The sequence below is a fragment of the Spartinivicinus marinus genome, from assembly GCF_026309355.1.
In the GTDB taxonomy this organism is placed as follows: Bacteria; Pseudomonadota; Gammaproteobacteria; order Pseudomonadales; family Zooshikellaceae; genus Spartinivicinus; species Spartinivicinus marinus.
In genome coordinates this window covers 6,271,077-6,288,485 of sequence record NZ_JAPJZK010000001.1, presented here as the reverse complement: position 1 = coordinate 6,288,485, position 17,409 = coordinate 6,271,077, and the positions used below count along the sequence as shown (strand labels likewise).

General features: G+C 43.5%; 14 protein-coding genes. 8 read left to right on the top strand and 6 right to left on the bottom strand.

Going from position 1 to position 17,409, the window contains the following annotated elements; all coding sequences use genetic code 11:
• Window positions 1-133: 133 nt before the first annotated feature.
• Both OQE68_RS27615 and OQE68_RS27610 read right to left on the bottom strand, forming a co-directional pair.
• Window positions 134-1,360: an aspartate aminotransferase family protein gene (locus OQE68_RS27615; protein ID WP_180566819.1), complete on the bottom strand. Its 1,227-nt coding sequence runs from the start codon at window positions 1,358-1,360 to the stop codon at window positions 134-136.
• A 107-nt stretch (window positions 1,361-1,467) separates the two neighbouring features.
• A complete protein-coding gene (locus OQE68_RS27610) occupies window positions 1,468-6,288 on the bottom strand; it encodes an NAD-glutamate dehydrogenase (protein WP_180566820.1) in 4,821 nt (1,606 codons plus the stop codon).
• Between the two features lie 426 nt (window positions 6,289-6,714).
• On the opposite strand from OQE68_RS27610, the gene OQE68_RS27605 reads away from it, so the two are divergent.
• The 5 genes from OQE68_RS27605 (at window position 6,715) to OQE68_RS27585 (ending at window position 11,393) form a co-directional block, all read left to right on the top strand.
• On the top strand, window positions 6,715-7,710 hold the full coding sequence (locus OQE68_RS27605) for a GlxA family transcriptional regulator (RefSeq protein ID WP_180566821.1): 996 nt from the start codon (window positions 6,715-6,717) through the stop codon (window positions 7,708-7,710).
• Window positions 7,711-8,128: 418 nt separating this feature from the next.
• Window positions 8,129-8,899, top strand: coding sequence for an ABC transporter ATP-binding protein (locus OQE68_RS27600; RefSeq protein WP_180566822.1), 771 nt, complete (start codon window positions 8,129-8,131; stop codon window positions 8,897-8,899).
• A gap of 185 nt (window positions 8,900-9,084) precedes the next feature.
• Window positions 9,085-9,861 carry an ABC transporter substrate-binding protein gene (locus tag OQE68_RS27595; protein ID WP_180566823.1) on the top strand — a complete coding sequence of 259 codons (777 nt, stop codon included), beginning with the start codon at window positions 9,085-9,087 and terminating at the stop codon, window positions 9,859-9,861.
• 129 nt (window positions 9,862-9,990) lie between these two features.
• Window positions 9,991-10,704 carry an ABC transporter permease gene (locus OQE68_RS27590; protein ID WP_180566824.1) on the top strand — a complete coding sequence of 238 codons (714 nt, stop codon included), beginning with the start codon at window positions 9,991-9,993 and terminating at the stop codon, window positions 10,702-10,704.
• The gene (locus OQE68_RS27585; RefSeq protein WP_180566825.1) at window positions 10,704-11,393 is read left to right on the top strand and encodes an ABC transporter permease; all 690 of its coding nucleotides are present in this window, start codon (window positions 10,704-10,706) and stop codon (window positions 11,391-11,393) included. The genes OQE68_RS27590 and OQE68_RS27585 overlap by 1 nt, the downstream gene beginning before the upstream one ends.
• 219 nt (window positions 11,394-11,612) lie before the next feature.
• Here OQE68_RS27585 and OQE68_RS27580 read toward each other — a convergent pair whose 3' ends face one another.
• Together OQE68_RS27580 and OQE68_RS27575 are read right to left on the bottom strand one after the other, a co-directional pair.
• Complete coding sequence (locus OQE68_RS27580) at window positions 11,613-12,209, bottom strand: DUF411 domain-containing protein (RefSeq protein WP_266195847.1); 597 nt, start codon at window positions 12,207-12,209, stop codon at window positions 11,613-11,615.
• A 159-nt stretch (window positions 12,210-12,368) separates the two neighbouring features.
• Window positions 12,369-12,734 (bottom strand): hypothetical protein, encoded by a 366-nt coding sequence (locus tag OQE68_RS27575; RefSeq protein ID WP_266195846.1) that lies wholly within the window; start codon window positions 12,732-12,734, stop codon window positions 12,369-12,371.
• A 237-nt stretch (window positions 12,735-12,971) separates the two neighbouring features.
• Between OQE68_RS27575 and OQE68_RS27570 the strand changes: the two genes are divergently transcribed.
• The 3 genes from OQE68_RS27570 to OQE68_RS27560 all read left to right on the top strand — a co-directional run bounded on the left by OQE68_RS27570 (window position 12,972) and on the right by OQE68_RS27560 (window position 15,739).
• Entirely contained in the window at window positions 12,972-13,571 is a 600-nt protein-coding gene (locus tag OQE68_RS27570) for a DUF1326 domain-containing protein (RefSeq protein WP_180566827.1), read from the top strand.
• Window positions 13,572-13,703: 132 nt separating this feature from the next.
• Window positions 13,704-14,474, top strand: coding sequence for a DUF2182 domain-containing protein (locus OQE68_RS27565; protein ID WP_180566828.1), 771 nt, complete (start codon window positions 13,704-13,706; stop codon window positions 14,472-14,474).
• Between the two features lie 23 nt (window positions 14,475-14,497).
• Window positions 14,498-15,739, top strand: coding sequence for an MFS transporter (locus OQE68_RS27560; protein ID WP_219339908.1), 1,242 nt, complete (start codon window positions 14,498-14,500; stop codon window positions 15,737-15,739).
• Here OQE68_RS27560 and OQE68_RS27555 read toward each other — a convergent pair.
• Together OQE68_RS27555 and bufB are read right to left on the bottom strand one after the other, a co-directional pair.
• Window positions 15,736-16,512 (bottom strand): HvfC/BufC N-terminal domain-containing protein, encoded by a 777-nt coding sequence (locus OQE68_RS27555; RefSeq protein ID WP_180566829.1) that lies wholly within the window; start codon window positions 16,510-16,512, stop codon window positions 15,736-15,738. The genes OQE68_RS27560 and OQE68_RS27555 overlap by 4 nt on opposite strands.
• Window positions 16,505-17,389 carry an MNIO family bufferin maturase gene (gene bufB / locus OQE68_RS27550; protein WP_180566830.1) on the bottom strand — a complete coding sequence of 295 codons (885 nt, stop codon included), beginning with the start codon at window positions 17,387-17,389 and terminating at the stop codon, window positions 16,505-16,507. Before bufB ends, OQE68_RS27555 begins: the two co-directional genes overlap by 8 nt.
• Window positions 17,390-17,409: the final 20 nt, after the last annotated feature.

The window sequence follows — 17,409 nt, the reverse complement described above, 5'->3', positions numbered from 1 at the left end:
TGCCGTCCCTGGCCCATCAAGCGCTAAAAAGGCATCCATGCCTTAGCTACAGAACACCCTGCCACCCCATATCCGGCAGCCTCTTTGCTAAGAGAGGAGGTGGCTTGTGAGAATTTAAGAGTGATTGCAGGCTTTAAGCGTCTGGCCCAGCAGCCACGACATCAGCAATACCTTTTTCAAGTCCTGCTAAACCTTCTTTGATGTCTTCATCAGGAATGACCAATGACGGTGCCATCCGAATGACATTAGGTCCAGCCACTAGGATCATAGTCTTATGTTCTCTCGCAGCGGCTAAGAATTTAGCTGCTTTGCCATGCCATTCAGGTTTGAGTGCTGCTCCAACTAGTAAGCCTTTGCCTCTTAACTCAGTAAATACTTGATGTTTTTCATTAATTGCATTCAGGCCATCGTCGAACAGTTGACGTTTTCTTAATACATCTGCCAGCACTTGTGGGTCATTGATAATATCAACCACTTCGTTGGCCACTGCACAAGCGAGCGGGTTACCGCCATAGGTGCTGCCATGAGTACCAAAGCCTAAGCTTGGAGCCACCTTATCAGTGGTTAACATGGCGCCAATTGGAAAGCCGCCCCCTAATGCTTTGGCGGTACTGAGAATATCGGGTTCAATGCCGTAACCCATATAGGCATAAAGCTCACCAGTACGGCCCATACCACTTTGAACTTCGTCAAAGACTAATAAGGCGTTGTATTGATCACATAGCTCACGAGCGCGCTTAATAAAAGCAGGATCGCCACAGATAATGCCTCCTTCACCTTGGACAGGCTCCATGACTACCGCACACGTTTTATCAGAAATGGCGGCTTCCAACGCAGCAATGTCGTTGTAAGGGCAGTGGGTGATACCACCGGGTACTGGCTCAAAACCTTCACGGTATTTTTGTTGGCCTCCCACTGAAACGGTAAATAGTGTCCGACCATGGAAGGATTGAGTAAATGAGATGATTTCGTTTTTCTCTGGACCAACGTTGTCGTAGGCATATTTGCGGGCCAGTTTGAAAGCCGCTTCATTAGCTTCACCACCGGAATTGGCAAAAAACACTTTATCGGCAAAGGTCAGCTCAGTGAGCTTTTTTGCTAATGCTAAGGCTGGTTCGTTGGTGTAAACATTACTTAAGTGCCATAGCTTGTCAGCTTGATCTTTTAGAGCTGCTACCAAGCGGGGGTGACAGTGCCCCAGTGCATTGACTGCAATGCCGCCAGCAAAATCTATGAACTCATTACCTTGCTGGTCCCAAACACGTGATCCTTTACCGCGGACTGGAATGATGGTTTGTGGATTGTAGTTCGGTACCATCACATCATTAAAAAGATCACGAGTCAGTGTTTGATCTGTCATTATCTTACCTCTTTAGTTTTCTTGTTTACTCAACTAGCGCTTGAGTAATTCCTTGGTGTTGCTCCGTGGCTGCCAGCGTTGAGCTGGCAGCTGGTTAAAACTGTCTATCAGGTTAAGCGACGTAACTCTTTGACGGCCACTGATAACATGGCTAAATCCTGCTGAGGAGCTGCTTGCATTTCAGTCATCAACGACTGACTGTGTTTTAAACGAGCCATATTATTGTTGTACCAGCAATTCAAACGTTCACTTGGCTTGGTTACCGTGTCGGTTTGTAAAATCAATTGGATACATACTTGCCTGAGGGCTAGATCCAATTCATCTGCCAAGGTAATACGGGCTTTGCGCTGCCATAAGTTACGCTGGGGCAGGGTGTTAATACTTTGCCTGAACCATGACAAGTTTAATTGGTTATCTAAGGCGAAATACAGCGACGCAACCGTATTGACAGCTTCTCCCTGATTTAATGCTACCGCTACAATATCCAGACTGCTATAGAGGTAGCGGCAGGTTGCCAGTGACGAAGCCAGATTGGCAGGAACCCCATTTGCTGTGTAGTGGTTAAGAAGCTGACTAAAGTGCTGAGAATTACTCCCAGTCAGGACTTTGGGAAGTACTTCAACCACACTGTTTAATGGATCACGATACTTCTCAACCACTTTACTAATGGGGAGTGGCCAGGTTTCATGACGTAGCAACCAAACGGTTACTTTTTCAGCGACTTCCTGCAGGCCAAGGAACAGCTCGTTTAACACCCTATGTGACAGGTTGGTTTGTAAGCTGTCAACTGCATGCCAGAGGCTGTCTAGCTTTAAGACTGCATTCGCTGTCATATAAGCCCGCACGATATCCGCTGGGCTGCTGTTAATCTGTTCTTGCACTCGTAGGTAGAAAGTAGGACCCATCCGGTTTACTACAAGATTGGTTAGGTGGGTAGCAATAATTTCAGACTTAAGTGGATGACTTCCCAAAGCTTGCTGGCACTGGGTAACTAAGGGCTGAGGAAAATAGTCTGCCAGTAATTTACTGATATCTTTATCTGAGCTGATATCCGATGCGACCAGCTCATCATGCAGCTTAATTTTGCTGTAGGCCAATAGCACGCTTTGCTCAGGGCGAGAAAAGCCTTGCTGGTTTTGCTGCCGCTCAGCTATTTGCTCGTCATTAGGAAGAAACTCCAGCTTGCGCTTTAAGCGTTTTTGCTTTTCTAGCTGGTGAATCAGTTGGGTCTGTTCAGGTAGTAGCTCTGCAGCAAACTGGTTGGTAATGCTAAGTATCTGGCTTTGCTGATAATTATGCTTTAACACCAGTTCAGCCACTTCATCAGTCATTTCAGCCAACAGCTGGTTGCGCTGTTTAATGGTCATATCACCATTTTCAACGACTTGACTCACGGCAATCTTGATGTTGACCTCATGGTCTGACGAGTCAACCCCAGCAGAGTTGTCGATAGCATCAGTAGTCACATAGCCACCGTCCTGGGCAAACTCTACCCGGGCCAGCTGGGTAAAGCCTAAGTTACCGCCTTCACCAATGACCTTGCAGTGAAGTTGGTTGGCATTGACCCGTAACGCATCATTGGCTCGGTCGCCCACATCAGCATCGGTTTCAGAGCTAGCCTTAACATAGGTACCAATACCCCCATTCCAAAGCAAATCAACGGGCGCTTTTAAAATAGCCTTAATTAACTCACTAGGGGTTAATGTAGTACTTTTCAGGTTTAATGCCTGTTGTGCTTCTGCTGATAGGGTAATTTGCTTCGATGACCGCTCATAAATGCCACCACCTTTAGAAAGTAAGCTCTGGTCGTAATCTGTCCAGCTGGAACGGGGCAGCTTAAACAGCCGTTGTCGTTCAGCAAAACTAGTAGCGGCATTAGGGTTAGGGTCAACAAAAATATGCAGATGGTTAAAGGCCGCTACCAGGCGAATATGCTCAGAAAGCAGCATACCATTACCAAAAACATCGCCGCCCATATCGCCAATCCCTACGCAGGTAAAGTCTTGCTGTTGGGTGTTGACACCTTGCTCAAGGAATAATCGCTTAACAGATTCCCAAGCCCCTCGGGCAGTAATCCCCATTTTCTTATGGTCATAGCCGTTGCTGCCACCCGAAGCAAACGCATCTCCTAACCAGAAGCCATAGTCACTGGCAATTTGGTTGGCTATATCTGAAAAAGTGGCAGTGCCTTTGTCTGCTGCAACGACTAAATAAGGATCATCGGCATCGTGTCGCACAACGCGGTTGGGAGGCGTGGTTTGGCCATGCACCAGGTTGTCAGTGATATCCAGCAAACCAGAAATGAAGGTGGTATAGCAATGGACCACTTCCTGTTGAATAGTATCGCGATCAGCTGCTTCTGGTAGTTGCTTGGCCACAAAGCCGCCTTTTGCACCGGCTGGCACAATCACTGCATTTTTCACCATTTGGGCTTTTACCAGACCAAGAATTTCTGTTCGGAAATCCTCCTTGCGATCTGACCAGCGTAAGCCGCCGCGAGCCACTTTGCCGCCACGCATGTGGACCCCTTCAACCCAAGGTGAATAGACAAATATTTCAAACATGGGCCTGGGCTGAGGTGCAATGGCTATTTGAGTGGGCTTCAGCTTGAACGAAAGATAGCTTTTCGGTAAATGGTCGTTGCCCAACTGATAATAGTTGGTCCGCAACATTGCTTGGATAACACTGAGGTAGTGGCGCAGAATCCGATCTTCATCTAGGTTGCTCACCGAGCTGAGAGATTGCTCAATGTTATTTTGCAGTTGTTCAATCCGAGACTCACGTTCTTCATCTTGATGATAGGGGTCAAACTTCCAGCTAAACAGTTCAGTCAACAAACGAGTGATGACTGCATTACGGGCCAGGGTTTGCTCCATATAAGTTTGGCTGAATGGAACTTTAAGCTGTAATAGGTATTTACATACTGCTCTGAGCATGATGGTCTTTCGACACTTTAACCCAGCAGCGACAACCAACTTGTTGAACCCGTCGTTTTCAATGGCACCGGTATAGGCTTTAACAAAAGTATCCTGAAACTCGTCTTTACAGCTGGGCACATCTAGTTCAACAGCACTATCAGTAGCAATGTCAAAATCGATAATCCAGGCAGGTTCATGGTCTTGTGGCGAAATGGTGTAAGGGCGTGCAGACAGCACCCGAACGCCCATTTGTTCCAAAATAGGTAAGACGTCAGATAAAGCCATGGTTTGACCACGGCCAATCACTTTAAAGTGCAGGTTACCAAAGCTACCTTGGGGGCGATAAAGATAGGTTGACAGAGGGTGGTTATCATCAAGTTGCTCAATGCGCAGAATGTCGACTAGGGCCTGAGTGGTGGCGAAGTCATCTCGATAAGCGGCTGGATAGGCTTGCTGATAGCTTTTGTAAATACGATTAGCTTCTGCCTCTCCTAGTTTTTCTCTCAATGCAATTTTGACATTATCCATCCATGACAACATTGCCCGAGTCATTTGGCTTTCAATTTCTTCGGTGTTGTATTGAATTTCCTGAGCATTTTCGCAATGAATGGTAAATTGTACCCGGGCAGAAATCTGCTCAGAAAACTGCACATTAAATTCAACGCTGTGACCATTAAATATTTTTAATAATAAATTCTGCATCTTTAACCGTAATTCGGTGTTATACCGGTCACGGGGAACATAGATGATTGCACTAATAAATCGGCCATAAATATCAGGCCGAATAAATATTCGTAGCTGGCGTCTTTCCTGCGTTTCTAGAATACCAAGGACGGTATCTTCAAGTTGCTGGAAGTTGGCCTGCATCATTTCATCGCGGGGATAATGATTTAGAATATTACGGAGGGTTTTCCCTTTATGGCTATTCAACGGAATACTGGCTTTTTCTAAAATGTGTGCTGCTTTTCGCCGTAATAACGGGATATCAGAATGAGGTGTCGTATAAGCAGTAGAAGAATACAGGCCAAAGAAACGCCACTCGCCGATGACTTTGCCCGCCTCGTCATAACGCTTGATGCCAATGTAATCCAAGTGAGCGGGTCGATGAACGGTAGAGCGACTAATGGATTTGGTTAGTACTAGTAAGGATGGCTCCAATAATCGCTCAGTCATATAAGGCGACAGTTTCAGTATTTTAGGTGTGTCTTCTCCCAATGAACGAAATGTCCCTAAACTAGATGCAGTATCGAGAGTTAAGGAACAACTGCCGTCTTGTGGGTCGCAACTTAGCTGGTAGACACGAAAGCCTAAAAAAGTAAAATGGTGCTCAGCTACCCAACGTAAAAAATCCAGCTCTTCGGCCAACTCTTCTGCTGGTAAAGGCAAATTGGCTTGCTCGGCGCTGCGAATGGCTTCGTTGAGTTTATCCGCCATGGCTGGCCAGTCATGGACTGCTTGGCGAACATCACTCAGCGTTTGCTGAGTTTGCTCAACAATTTCTTTCAGTTTTGCTGCGTCACTTTCTCTTTCAACTTCAAAACGCATGACAGCTTCAGTGGTTGTCACGGAGGAGTCATGTTGAGGATGAACCTGCAGTAGTTCTCCTTCATCACTTCGGCTGACAGCAATCACTGGGTGGGTAATTAGCTCAATAGCACAATTTAGTCGATTTAATGCCATTGAAATAGACGACACTAAAAAGGGCATGTCATCAGTAATAATTTCTACGATGGTATGACGTGATTCCCAGCCATGGTCTTCAAATGTTGGGTTGAATGCTCGTATTAATGGCGCCTCGGGAACTCTGTGCTGAAGGTAGTCCCACAGAGATAAAACACTGCTGCTGAGGCTTTCAAAGGGCTGTTTGATAATTTCATTGGTGATACTTTCTGCTAGAAACCGCTGAGCAAACTCAATGGCAGCTGGTTGCGATTCAGCTGGCAAGCGCTCTTGAATAACAGCAACGACTTTGGCGATCGTATCTTGTTTTTTAGTTGTTACACTACTCATGACTGGGTCTTTTCATACCGCGAATGAATGATATTACCCAAAGCAGTTGTTGCCTAACTGCAGCAGCTTTGGGAGGTATCGCATTAGCACTGCCTCCTAATAAAAGGCCTCTTATTTTAGGAGGTAGCACGATTAAATTATGGGGTAAAGCAATCCATAACGATAGTCACTCAATATAAAGAAAGCGACCTTGATTTTAAAAGGCATGACATTTTTTCTTTTTTAGTAAGGTTGTTTGCTCCTCTAATCTGGCTATAATTGGCGAAATAGTCTCTTAGTGAACACTTTTAAGTGTCGCATATTTTAAAACTAACCATTACTCATTTGAAAAATGCTCAGGGCTAATATAACTCAGTACGCCAGGTGGCTCTGGGTAAGTTAGGCCAGTGCTTGTAATCAAGTGTAGTATTTTAAGGCTTTGAATGAATGGTCGTCACTGATTTAGCCGCTATAAGCAAAACAAATCAACCATTGCATTTTGGCTTTTTACTGTTGCCGAACTTCTCCCTTATTGGCTTTTCGTCTGCGATTGAACCACTGCGTATGGCGAATTGGGTGAGTGGAAATAACCTTTACGAAACGGTCACTATTAGTGCGGAAGGTGCTGCAGTAGCCAGCAGTTGTGGTGCGTCGGTTCAAGTGGATACGGCTCTGGATCAGATTCCGCCACTGGATGCTTTGTTTGTGGTAGGAGCCAGCCCAGTGGCCAGAACGGGTAATGAGTCAGTGATTGCCTGGCTAAGGCAGCAAGATAAAAATCAGCAGATCGCTTTAGGTGGAATTGGCACCGGTAGCTATTTATTAGCTTGTGCAGGGTTGCTGGAGGGGTATCGGGCCACAATTCATTGGTGGGATATTGCCAGTTTACGGGAAGAGTTTCCTCAAACGATTGTATCTAATCACTTGTTTGAAATTGATAGTAATCGGTTTACTTGCAGTGGAGGTACTGCTGCGATGGACATGATGCTGTTTTTAATTGGTAAACACCATGGGCTGGAATTGGCATCCGCCATTTCAGAACAGTTCGTTTGTGAGCGCATTCGTCCCGGTGAAGACCCACAGCGGGCTCCATTGAAAGTGCGGATTGGTACTAGCCATAGCAAACTGGTGGAAGCGGTTACTTTGATGGAAGCCAATATAGAAGAGCCTTTAAGCACTGATGATCTGGCTTTTCATGTTGGGGTATCTAGGCGGCATTTAGAGCGATTATTCAAAAAGCATCTGCAAAGTGTCCCTTCAAAATACTATTTACAGCTGCGCTTAGAGCGTGCCAGACAGTTGTTACAGCAGACCGACAAGGCGATAGCTCAAGTGGGGTTAAGCTGCGGTTTTGCTACAGCATCACATTTTAGTACTACGTATCGGAGTCACTTTGGTGTGACCCCTCGACAAGAAAGACAGCAATTGTTGAATGAGAAGTAATCAAAACTATCTTCGCCTTTGCTAAGGTGAAAAATGTCATATTTCAAAAACTTTTTGGCTGATTGGGTATAAAATGGTCGCCATAATAAAACTTTTTGGCAAAATACCGACATTCCTTACTGAAATATTTTGGTAATGTGGATGACAGAGCGAGGATTAAACCGTTACCATCTTTCCTGCTTGAGTGACAAAATCAGTTATTAAATGGGCGCAATGTAACTCAAGGCTGCTTTTGTTGCTTAATTAAAGCAACGGGGAGGGCACTATTTACAGCTAAAATAATGATAGACACAGAAAAACAATAGTTTAATCAAACACATTAACAGGGCGCTTACAAAAAATTATGATGTGTTTGCTTATTTGTAGTATTTAATGAAGTGTATAGTGGAGTGTGCTTTAAGGGCGCGAGAAAACAATAATGTCAGATATACCCGCATTAGAATTAATTGATATTCATAAGCATTTTGGCAAAGCTGAAGTGTTAAAAGGGGTTTCACTTACTGCCCGTAAAGGTGATGTGATTTCCATGATTGGTTCATCCGGCTCAGGTAAAAGTACCTTTTTACGCTGTGTGAATATGCTGGAAATTCCAACTGCTGGCGAAGTTAAAGTGCATGGCGAACCCATCGCGATGAAAATTGGACGTGGTAAGGAACGCGTACCAGCTGATATGCGACAGGTTGAACGAATTCGCTCGCGTTTATCCATGGTATTTCAAAGCTTCAATTTATGGTCTCACATGACCATTCTTGACAATATCATTGAGGCACCTATTCGTGTATTGAAACTAACTAAAGCTGAAGCCATCGAAAGGGCAGAAGCTTTACTCCATAAAGTCGGTATTTATCAACGTAAAGACTACTATCCCAGCCATTTATCAGGAGGACAGCAGCAGCGTGCAGCCATTGCACGGGCACTGGCCATGGACCCTGAAGTCATGTTATTTGATGAACCTACTTCCGCGCTTGACCCTGAGTTGGTTGGTGAAGTACTGAAGGTCATGCGAGGTTTAGCAGAAGAAGGGCGCACAATGTTAATTGTTACCCATGAAATGGCTTTTGCTAAAGATGTGTGTAATCACGTGATGTTTTTACATCAAGGCACCATTGAAGAACAGGGCGCACCGGATGAGTTATTTAATTATCCAAAATCCGAGCGCTTAAAACAATTTCTAGCGAGTAGCTACTAGAGCTAGCAGATCATTCGATCACTGGCTAGGGTTAATATACCCAATGCGAAGGGTTTTTAGGTGAGGCTATCAAGTGACGAAGCTCCATGAGCCTATATTAATAGGTGATTGGGGTGAGGAGCGACGATAACAAAACCTAAAAATGATTCGCGACGGGGATAACAATAATTGAATGGGGGTTATTCATGAAACCTTTGAAGTTAATAGGGGCAGTATTACTGGCCGTTTGTGCAACAACCGCAACTGCTAAAGAATGGAAAAAAGTGCGAATTGGCGTAGAAGGCGCATATCCTCCATTTAGCTGGACAACAGAAAAGGGCGAATTAAAAGGCTTTGATATTGATATTGCCAATGCGCTGTGTGCGGCCATGAAAGCAGAATGTAAATTGGTACCACAAGATTGGGACGGTATTATTCCTGCGCTGCTTGCCCGCAAGTATGATGCAATTGTTGCATCTATGTCGATTACTGAAGAACGGAAAAAGAAAGTCGCTTTTACCAACAAATATTACCATACCCCTGTCAAATTTATTCGTAAAAAAGGTTCTAGCATTGAAGTAACTGATGGAGGCTTAAAAGGCAAAACGGTTGGTGTTCAACGTTCAACGGTTGCAGATAAATATATCACTGAAAAATACGGTGAAGTGGTGACGATTAAGCGCTATGGCACCCAGGATGAAGCTTATCTAGATATGAAAGCTGGCCGATTGGATTTATTATTAGGTGATATTATTCCACTAAATGATGGTTTCTTGAAAAAAGGAAATGATGATAAATTTGAGTTTGTCGGACCTGATATTACTGATAAACGTTGGTTCGGTGAAGGCATTGGGATTGCCTTACGTAAGCGGGATAAAGACTTAAAAGATAAGTTAAATATGGCGATTGAGCAGATTCGTAAAGACGGTACTTACGATAAAATCAGAGCCAACTATTTTGACTTTGATATTTATGGCGACTAATCAATAAGCTTAGTTGTTACTGTAAAAAGAGGTCATCCAGAAGGGCACAATTTAATGATAGTTAAGGTGCCCTTTATTATTTTATATCCTTCGCGAATGACTTTTCATTGTGCATATTGAGACAGTTGTATGGCGCAAGCAAGTGACGCTCCACACCCGATTGAATATGCCAGCTCAATCCTGGATGGTGCATTATTAACCATTGAGTTGGCATTATTATCCTTATTAATTGCTGTTTTACTTGGCATGTTAGCCGCGCTGGGTAAACTCTCTAGAAACCTGTTAGCTCGCTGGTTGGCCAGTGTATATACCACTGTTATTCGTGGTATTCCTGAGCTGGTATTAATGTTTTTGGTATTTTATGGCGGCCAGCTGTTGATTAATGACTTAGCAGCAAGTATTGGCTATGACGATTATATTGATATTGATCCCTTCATTTCTGGCGTCATTACCATTGGCTTTATTTATGGTGCCTATATGGGAGAAACCTTTAGAGGAGCGATTTTAGCGGTCGATCAAGGTCAACTGGAAGCAGGCAGTGCTTATGGAATGACCCGCTGGCAAGTTTTTCATCGGATTTTATTTCCGCAAATGATGCGTCATGCGTTACCAGGTTTAGGGAATAATTGGCTGGTGTTACTAAAAGCAACGGCTCTCGTTTCATTAATTGGTTTAGAAGATATGGTGAGAAAGGCGCATCTGGCGTCAGGTTCTACCCAAGAGCCATTTATCTTTTTCTTGGCGGTTGCCGTCATTTTCTTAATATTTACTTCTATATCAGTAGCGCTGTTACAGTGGGCTGAAAACCATTATGGTGCTTGTGTAAAACGGGAGACCCACTAATGGATTTTGATATTATCAAGGATAATTATCCTCAGTTGCTGGAAGGGCTACTGCTGACGGTAGAGTTAGTTTCATTATCCCTGCTGATTGGTTTTATCTTAGCTGTGCCAATGGCGCTCATGCGCAATGGTAAAAATGTATCTTTGCGCTGGTTTGCTTGGAGTTTTATCTATTTCTTTCGCGGTACCCCGTTGCTGGTTCAGTTATATTTAATTTATTATGGGGTTGGCCAGGCTGAATGGGTAAGAGACACTGTTTTCTGGGGCTTTTTTAAAGAAGCTTATCTGTGTGCTTTATTAGCTTTTACCCTAAATACAGCGGCTTATACGGCTGAAATTTTACGTGGTGCCATTAATACGACAGATCGTGGTGAAGTTGAAGCAGCTAAAGCCTATGGAATGACACCTTGGCAAACCTTTTACCGTATTGTTTTTCCCAGTGCGTTTCGTCGAGCATTACCTGCATACGGAAATGAAGTGATCTTTATGCTTCATGGCAGTGCTATTGCGAGTGCCGTGACGCTGGTTGATTTGACGGGTGCAGCAAAATTAATTTACTCAACTTACTACAGCCCCTTTGAAGCATTTATTGCTGCCGGTGTGTTGTATATGATTGTGACGTTTTTCATTGTGGGTGGCTTTAAAATGCTGGAAAGACGTTGGCATGCCCATTTAAGACCAAGAACTTAGTCTAACTGTGCTGCCTATTTCAACATAGGCAGCTTTTTAAGTTTACATATACTCTTCGCGAATGATTTTTAGGCTTTGTTACCATCGTTCCTCACCCCAGTCATTTAGTTTATCTAAACTCCTGGGGCTTCATCGCTCGGTGGCCTCGCCTAAAAACCATTCGCTTTGGCGATAACCTACCAATTAATTGTTACTTGGTTTCCTTGGGTAAAAAGTGCATTAAAACTGCTGCTTTGCTGACTCAATTTTCGTATACGTTTGAGTGGTGCCATCTTTCATTAGCAGTACTACCTGATAAGGCATAAAGTTATTTTCAACTTCCATCCCTGGGCTGCCTACAGGCATGCCAGCAACACTGAGTCCAATAGCATTATCGGGCTGTTCCTGTAAAAAACGTTTGATGACTTTAGCGGGAATATGTCCTTCAAACACATATCCCTGTTGAGACACGGCTGTATGGCAAGAGCGTTGTTTGGGAACGATAGCAAACTGCGTTTTAATCTCAGTCAAGGTATTGGTGTTAATAACCTGGGTGGTAAACCCCGCTTGCTCAATATGATCTACCCACTTAACACAGCAACCACACTGTGGGCTTTTATAAACCTGTAACAATGTATCCAAAGAGGGTTTGTCTTGAGCAAAAGTGATGATGCTCAACAGTGACAAGCAAAAAATGACAGAATGACGAAGAAAATAAATAACATTCATTTCTGAAAATACCTTAATAATTGCATAAAAATACTTTTCCCTTCCCTTAGAGGCTGTCGCAAAAGCCGGTAAATATGAAGTGATAGGGTATTCTTCATATTTATTCACCAATACTCTTTCGCTACACCTTTCTTAAAGAGAGTTATGAAAGAGTATAAATATAAGTTTAGTGTTCGATATGGAGCAACAAGCTATCCGCTCTCTTTTGTGATGGCCTGTAGGGAAGACACTATAGTTTGGTTACAACATTAAATTGGATCAGTTGAATTAGCCGTAAATGGGTGGGCGTAATAGGCGGTTGGGAATAGCTTCAGTAAATTGAACGGTGAGTGTTGGATAATTGGGAATTGATTTAGGCTGCCTAAACAGCAGAGGCTGATTAATTAGCCCTGTTGTACTGGAAGTGACACAGGAGCTGCAATCTATACAATGGTTATCTATCGAGCTGGTTTTGTTAAAGGGATTAGTGATTGGTTTTAATTGGGGCTCGCATGATTGACAACTGGCATGAGGGGTAGCAGTGCTCAATAGCATTTGCCCCTGATTACAGTGGTCTGCCTGTACAATAGACACCGTCATTAGTTGCCACAATACTGTTAGCACTAATGTCATTATCCATTGTTTAGTCTGCAATGCGCGCAACTTTGTTACCAACCAATTTAAACCGTCATTTCGTGCATGTTCCTTAGCTTATCACAGTATTTATTTGTACAGTAGTATTGTGTATACAGTTAATAGCTGTATAAGATGGTGATCTCTGGTAGGTTGTGAGCAAGTGTCAAATTAGATTCAAATGCTAAAAATTATTCACGGGAAGTCTATCAATTAATAAAGTTGGAATGTTAGTACTCGTTAATTAAGGAAGATGCAATGGGTTATAAATTAGAAGGAAAGCTACTCGAAGTGTGTGATTGTAATATTTTATGTCCTTGCTGGGTAGGAGAAGACCCTGATGGGGAAACCTGTAATACCATTATTGCCTGGCATATGGAAAAAGGTGATATTAATGGGGTTGATGTATCCGGTTTAACCATTGCTGTAACTGCTCATATCCCTGGTAATATTATGGAAGGCAACTGGCGAGTCGTTATGTATGTAGATGGCAATGCCTCGAAAGTCCAGGAAGAGGCTTTACTACAAGTTTACACCGGTGAGCTGGGTGGTCCCGTAGCGGATCTGGTGCAACTTGTTGGTGAAGTGGTTGCGGTAGAACGCGCTAACATCGAGTTTTCAGTTCATGATGGCAAAGGCACGATTCGGATTGGTAGTGATATCAGTGCTGAGTTGCAGCCTTTTGAAGGCCCCACCGGTAAATCCACTTTATCAGATACAGTATTTTCTACTGTACCCGGTGCCCCTGCTTATGTGGGTAAAGCATCTGACTATAAAATGAAACAACCACTTTTAGGCCTTGATATTGATATGCAAGGGCATAATGCAATTCAAGGTCAGTTTTTATTTGAAGCGTGAGTTCACCCTAATAATACATATTTTTCATCACTTTACTGTTTATCTTAAGTTGGTTCTCAATTTCAATCGGTAGAGTGATGAATAATTTTTCATTTATTTCCAGCGGTTAAATTTCACAAAAAATAATTTCAAATGAAAGCAATTAAATTTCAGCAGTCATTGTTTGTACCTGCTACTGTCGTGTTAGTGGTGGTGGCCTGGTTGGTCTTGTTTTGGTGGGAACAATCCCCATACAGCCACTATATCTTACATGGACCGGCAGCCAGCCATGGTATGCATCAGCATGGGCCTTCATCACCTGCGGTGGCAATGTATTTATTAGGGTGGATGTTAATGTGTATTGCCATGATGCTGCCGACTACTTTACCGTTAATCCAGATATTTCATCGCATTGCTGCGTCGCACCCTAATCGTTGGCTGTTAGTCAGCTTATTAATTTCTGGTTATTTATTGGTGTGGTTGTTGTTTGGGGTTGTAGCACACCTTGCCCAGTGGGGGGCTACTCAATATTTATTTGGCCACCATGGCTTGGGTGATAAGGCTTGGGTGTTAAGTACGGCATTACTTTTAACTGCCGGTGCTTTTCAATTCAGCCAGTTAAAATACCAATGCTTAGACAAGTGTCGTACACCATTAAGTTTTGTGATGAGTTATTGGCGTGGTAGTCATTATTATCGGCAGGCTTGGTTATTAGGTTTACATCATGGGTTGTATTGTGTCGGCTGTTGTTGGGCATTAATGTTATTAATGTTTGCAGTAGGCACTGGTAGTGTAGCCTGGATGCTGTTATTAGGTGCGGTGATGGCAATTGAGAAAAATGTCAGTTGGGGGAAACAAATTGCCAAACCAGTAGGGTATGTGTTGCTGCTTTGGGGTGGTGGTTTAGTCATACAAAATATTTAAAAAATACACTGGATGTTAACACAATGTTTGAGCAACGGATGGCTACCTCCAATATGATTGCTTCTAAATGGACGGCGATTGCAGTCTTAGTGACCTGTGAGGTATTGGCATTAACCTTATGGTTTTCGGCAACCGCTGTTGTACCTGTATTAAAAGGGGAGTATCAGCTGGCCAGCTGGCAGGCCTCGTTATTTAGCAGCAGCGTTGCCATTGGTTTTGTGATAGGCACAGTGACCAGTGCTTTATTAGGATTAGCTGATCGAATTGATCCCAGACGGTTTTTTTCAATAGCCGCATTGATTGCGGCAGGCTGCAATGGGGCTATTTTATTACTGGAGCCCACTTCCTGGTTAATGATTATCTGTCGTCTAGCCACTGGTATTTGTATGGCTGGTTTGTACCCCGTTGGGATGAAAATAGCGGCGAGCTGGGCAGAAAAAGATACCGGTTTGTTAATTGGTTTGTTAGTAGGCGCATTGACATTAGGCTCTGCTTCTCCCCATTTATTTAATGCACTGGGTGGCATTGATTGGCAGTTGACCATCCAACTGTCCTCTATTTGCGCATTAATAGCAGGAGGGCTGATCCATTTAGTGGGGCTTGGGCCTCAGCATAGTTTGGCAGCCTCATTTAATTGGTCGTTAGTGCTTCAGGCCTGGCGACACAAACCACTTCGACTGGCTAATTTGGGTTATTTTGGTCATATGTGGGAGTTGTATGCCATGTGGGCGTGGATTGGAGTGTTTTTTCATGCCAGCTTTGCTCAGCTAGGCTGGATAGAAACCACGGCTACTTTTTACGCTAACCTTGCCACGTTTTTGGTCATTGCCGCCGGAGCTGTCGGTTGTTTATTTGGGGGATTATTTGCGGACAAATTAGGCCGAACCACCCTCACGATGTTGGCGATGACAATCAGTGGCAGTTGTGCATTGGTGGTTGGTTTTTTATTCGGTAGTCATCCTTGGTTATTAAGTGTCATCTGTATTATTTGGGGAATCACCATTGTGGCCGATTCGGCTCAGTTTTCGTCTTGTGTTGTGGAACTGTCTGAACCTGCCTACCGAGGAACTATGCTAACGATTCAAACCTCTATTGGCTTTTTGCTGACATTGGTTACTATTCATTTAATTCCCATTTGGGTAGAGCAAGTGGGGTGGGAGTATGCCTTTGGTTTGTTAGCGATTGGGCCATTTTTAGGGGTGGTTGCTATGTGGCGGCTGCGGTTACATCCTGAGTCGGTAAAACTAGCTAATGGCAAGCGTTAATTATTATAGGCTAATACCCCTCTTTCTATCCAACTCAGTAAATAATCGACAATTAATTGGCTGGTATTTTCCGCAGGATGGTTGGCCAATAATGCATCGCACATTGCAGCTAATGGTTTACCTTGTAAAGCTAGATGGATTAACTGGTGTTCTTCAGGGGATAATGAGTGAAATTCGGTTAAACGTTCATTATTACGCCAGATAATCCATAATGCTTGAGTGGTATTTGCGGCGGGTGGCGTTTTACATGCCTTGAGTGCCTGCCATATTTCAACGGTATTCCAGTGGGCACTGAAAATTTGCATACTTGGGTGAAAAGTTAAATGCAAGCTGGGCCACTGTTCGGTAGGTACGGTAGTTAAGTATTCTGGCGTCATACGCTGAATGTCTGCTGCATCAAATGCTGTTAGCAGTAACCGTTCAAATGCAGCCAATTCGCTGATAATAGGGTAATCAATAAAAGGTGAAGTGGTGGCTAGATAGTGAGGAAGTGAGTCGGCAAACTGACGAAGTGACGTATAGTGTGAAACATGGTTATTAAGATAGCCTTCAACCATTTCATCAAATAATGCATCACCTAAATAAAGGCCCAGGATTTCATGGTCAGTTTCAATGGTTTTTTTTAGCCTGATTTGGTAGGCATTACGATAAATTTCCAGGCGAGTCATGATGGAAATATTACCCTGACTCACGATGTGCTCGCTAATAATACTGTTTTCACCTAGTAAATACGCCAACAACTGGTGTTGGCGAGTAGCGAGTAAGCTATCCATAAAGTGCTTTAACTGTCGTGATCTGTTCGGAAGTAGGCATTTCTTTAGTGGTTCCTAGATTTAAAGCTCCATTAGCAATTCGTTTGGCAATAGCCAGCTCATCTAATAATTCAGTTAATGGAGGAATATGGTCATCACGCTCAATCATCGTGCTAACCGCGCCAAAGCGATGTAACGCCGCTTGGTAAAGAGACCACACTGGATCACAAATTGCGTGATCGTGGGTATCAATCACATAGTCACCATAATCTGTATGGCCTGCCAGGTGAAACTGTCGTACATGTTGTGGGTCAATATAATTCAGATAGTCAGTTGCTGAGAAGCCGTGGTTACGGGCGCTGACGTAAATATTGTTAATATCCAGCAGCATGTAACAGTCTGCTTGCTTGGCTACTTCTTGATAAAAGACCCATTCCGGCATTTCGGAGTCTTGATAAGACAAATAGCTTGATACATTTTCAATTAGGATTTGTCTGCCTAAAAACTCCTGCACCTGTTGTATTCTGCTTGCAACATGATCAATAGCTGCTTGTGTGTAGGGTAGGGGGAGCAAGTCGTGGCTATTAACATGATTAACCCCAGTCCAACACAAATGGTCTGAAACCCAGGCGGGCTTTACCTCATTAATTAATACTTTAAGCTTTTTTAAGTAATCCAGGTTAAGTGGATCGGTTGAGCCGATGGATAAGGAGACACCATGCATGACCATCGGATATTGCTCACGAATTTTATGTAAATAATATGTTGGCTTGCCGCCAGCCACCATAAAGTTTTCAGAAATAATTTCGAACCAGTCAACAGCTGGTTGTGTATCAATGACTTCTTGAAAATGGTCGGTTCTAAGCCCTAAACCGAAACCGAGGAAGTGTTGGTTCATATTTTATTTTGCTGGTATTG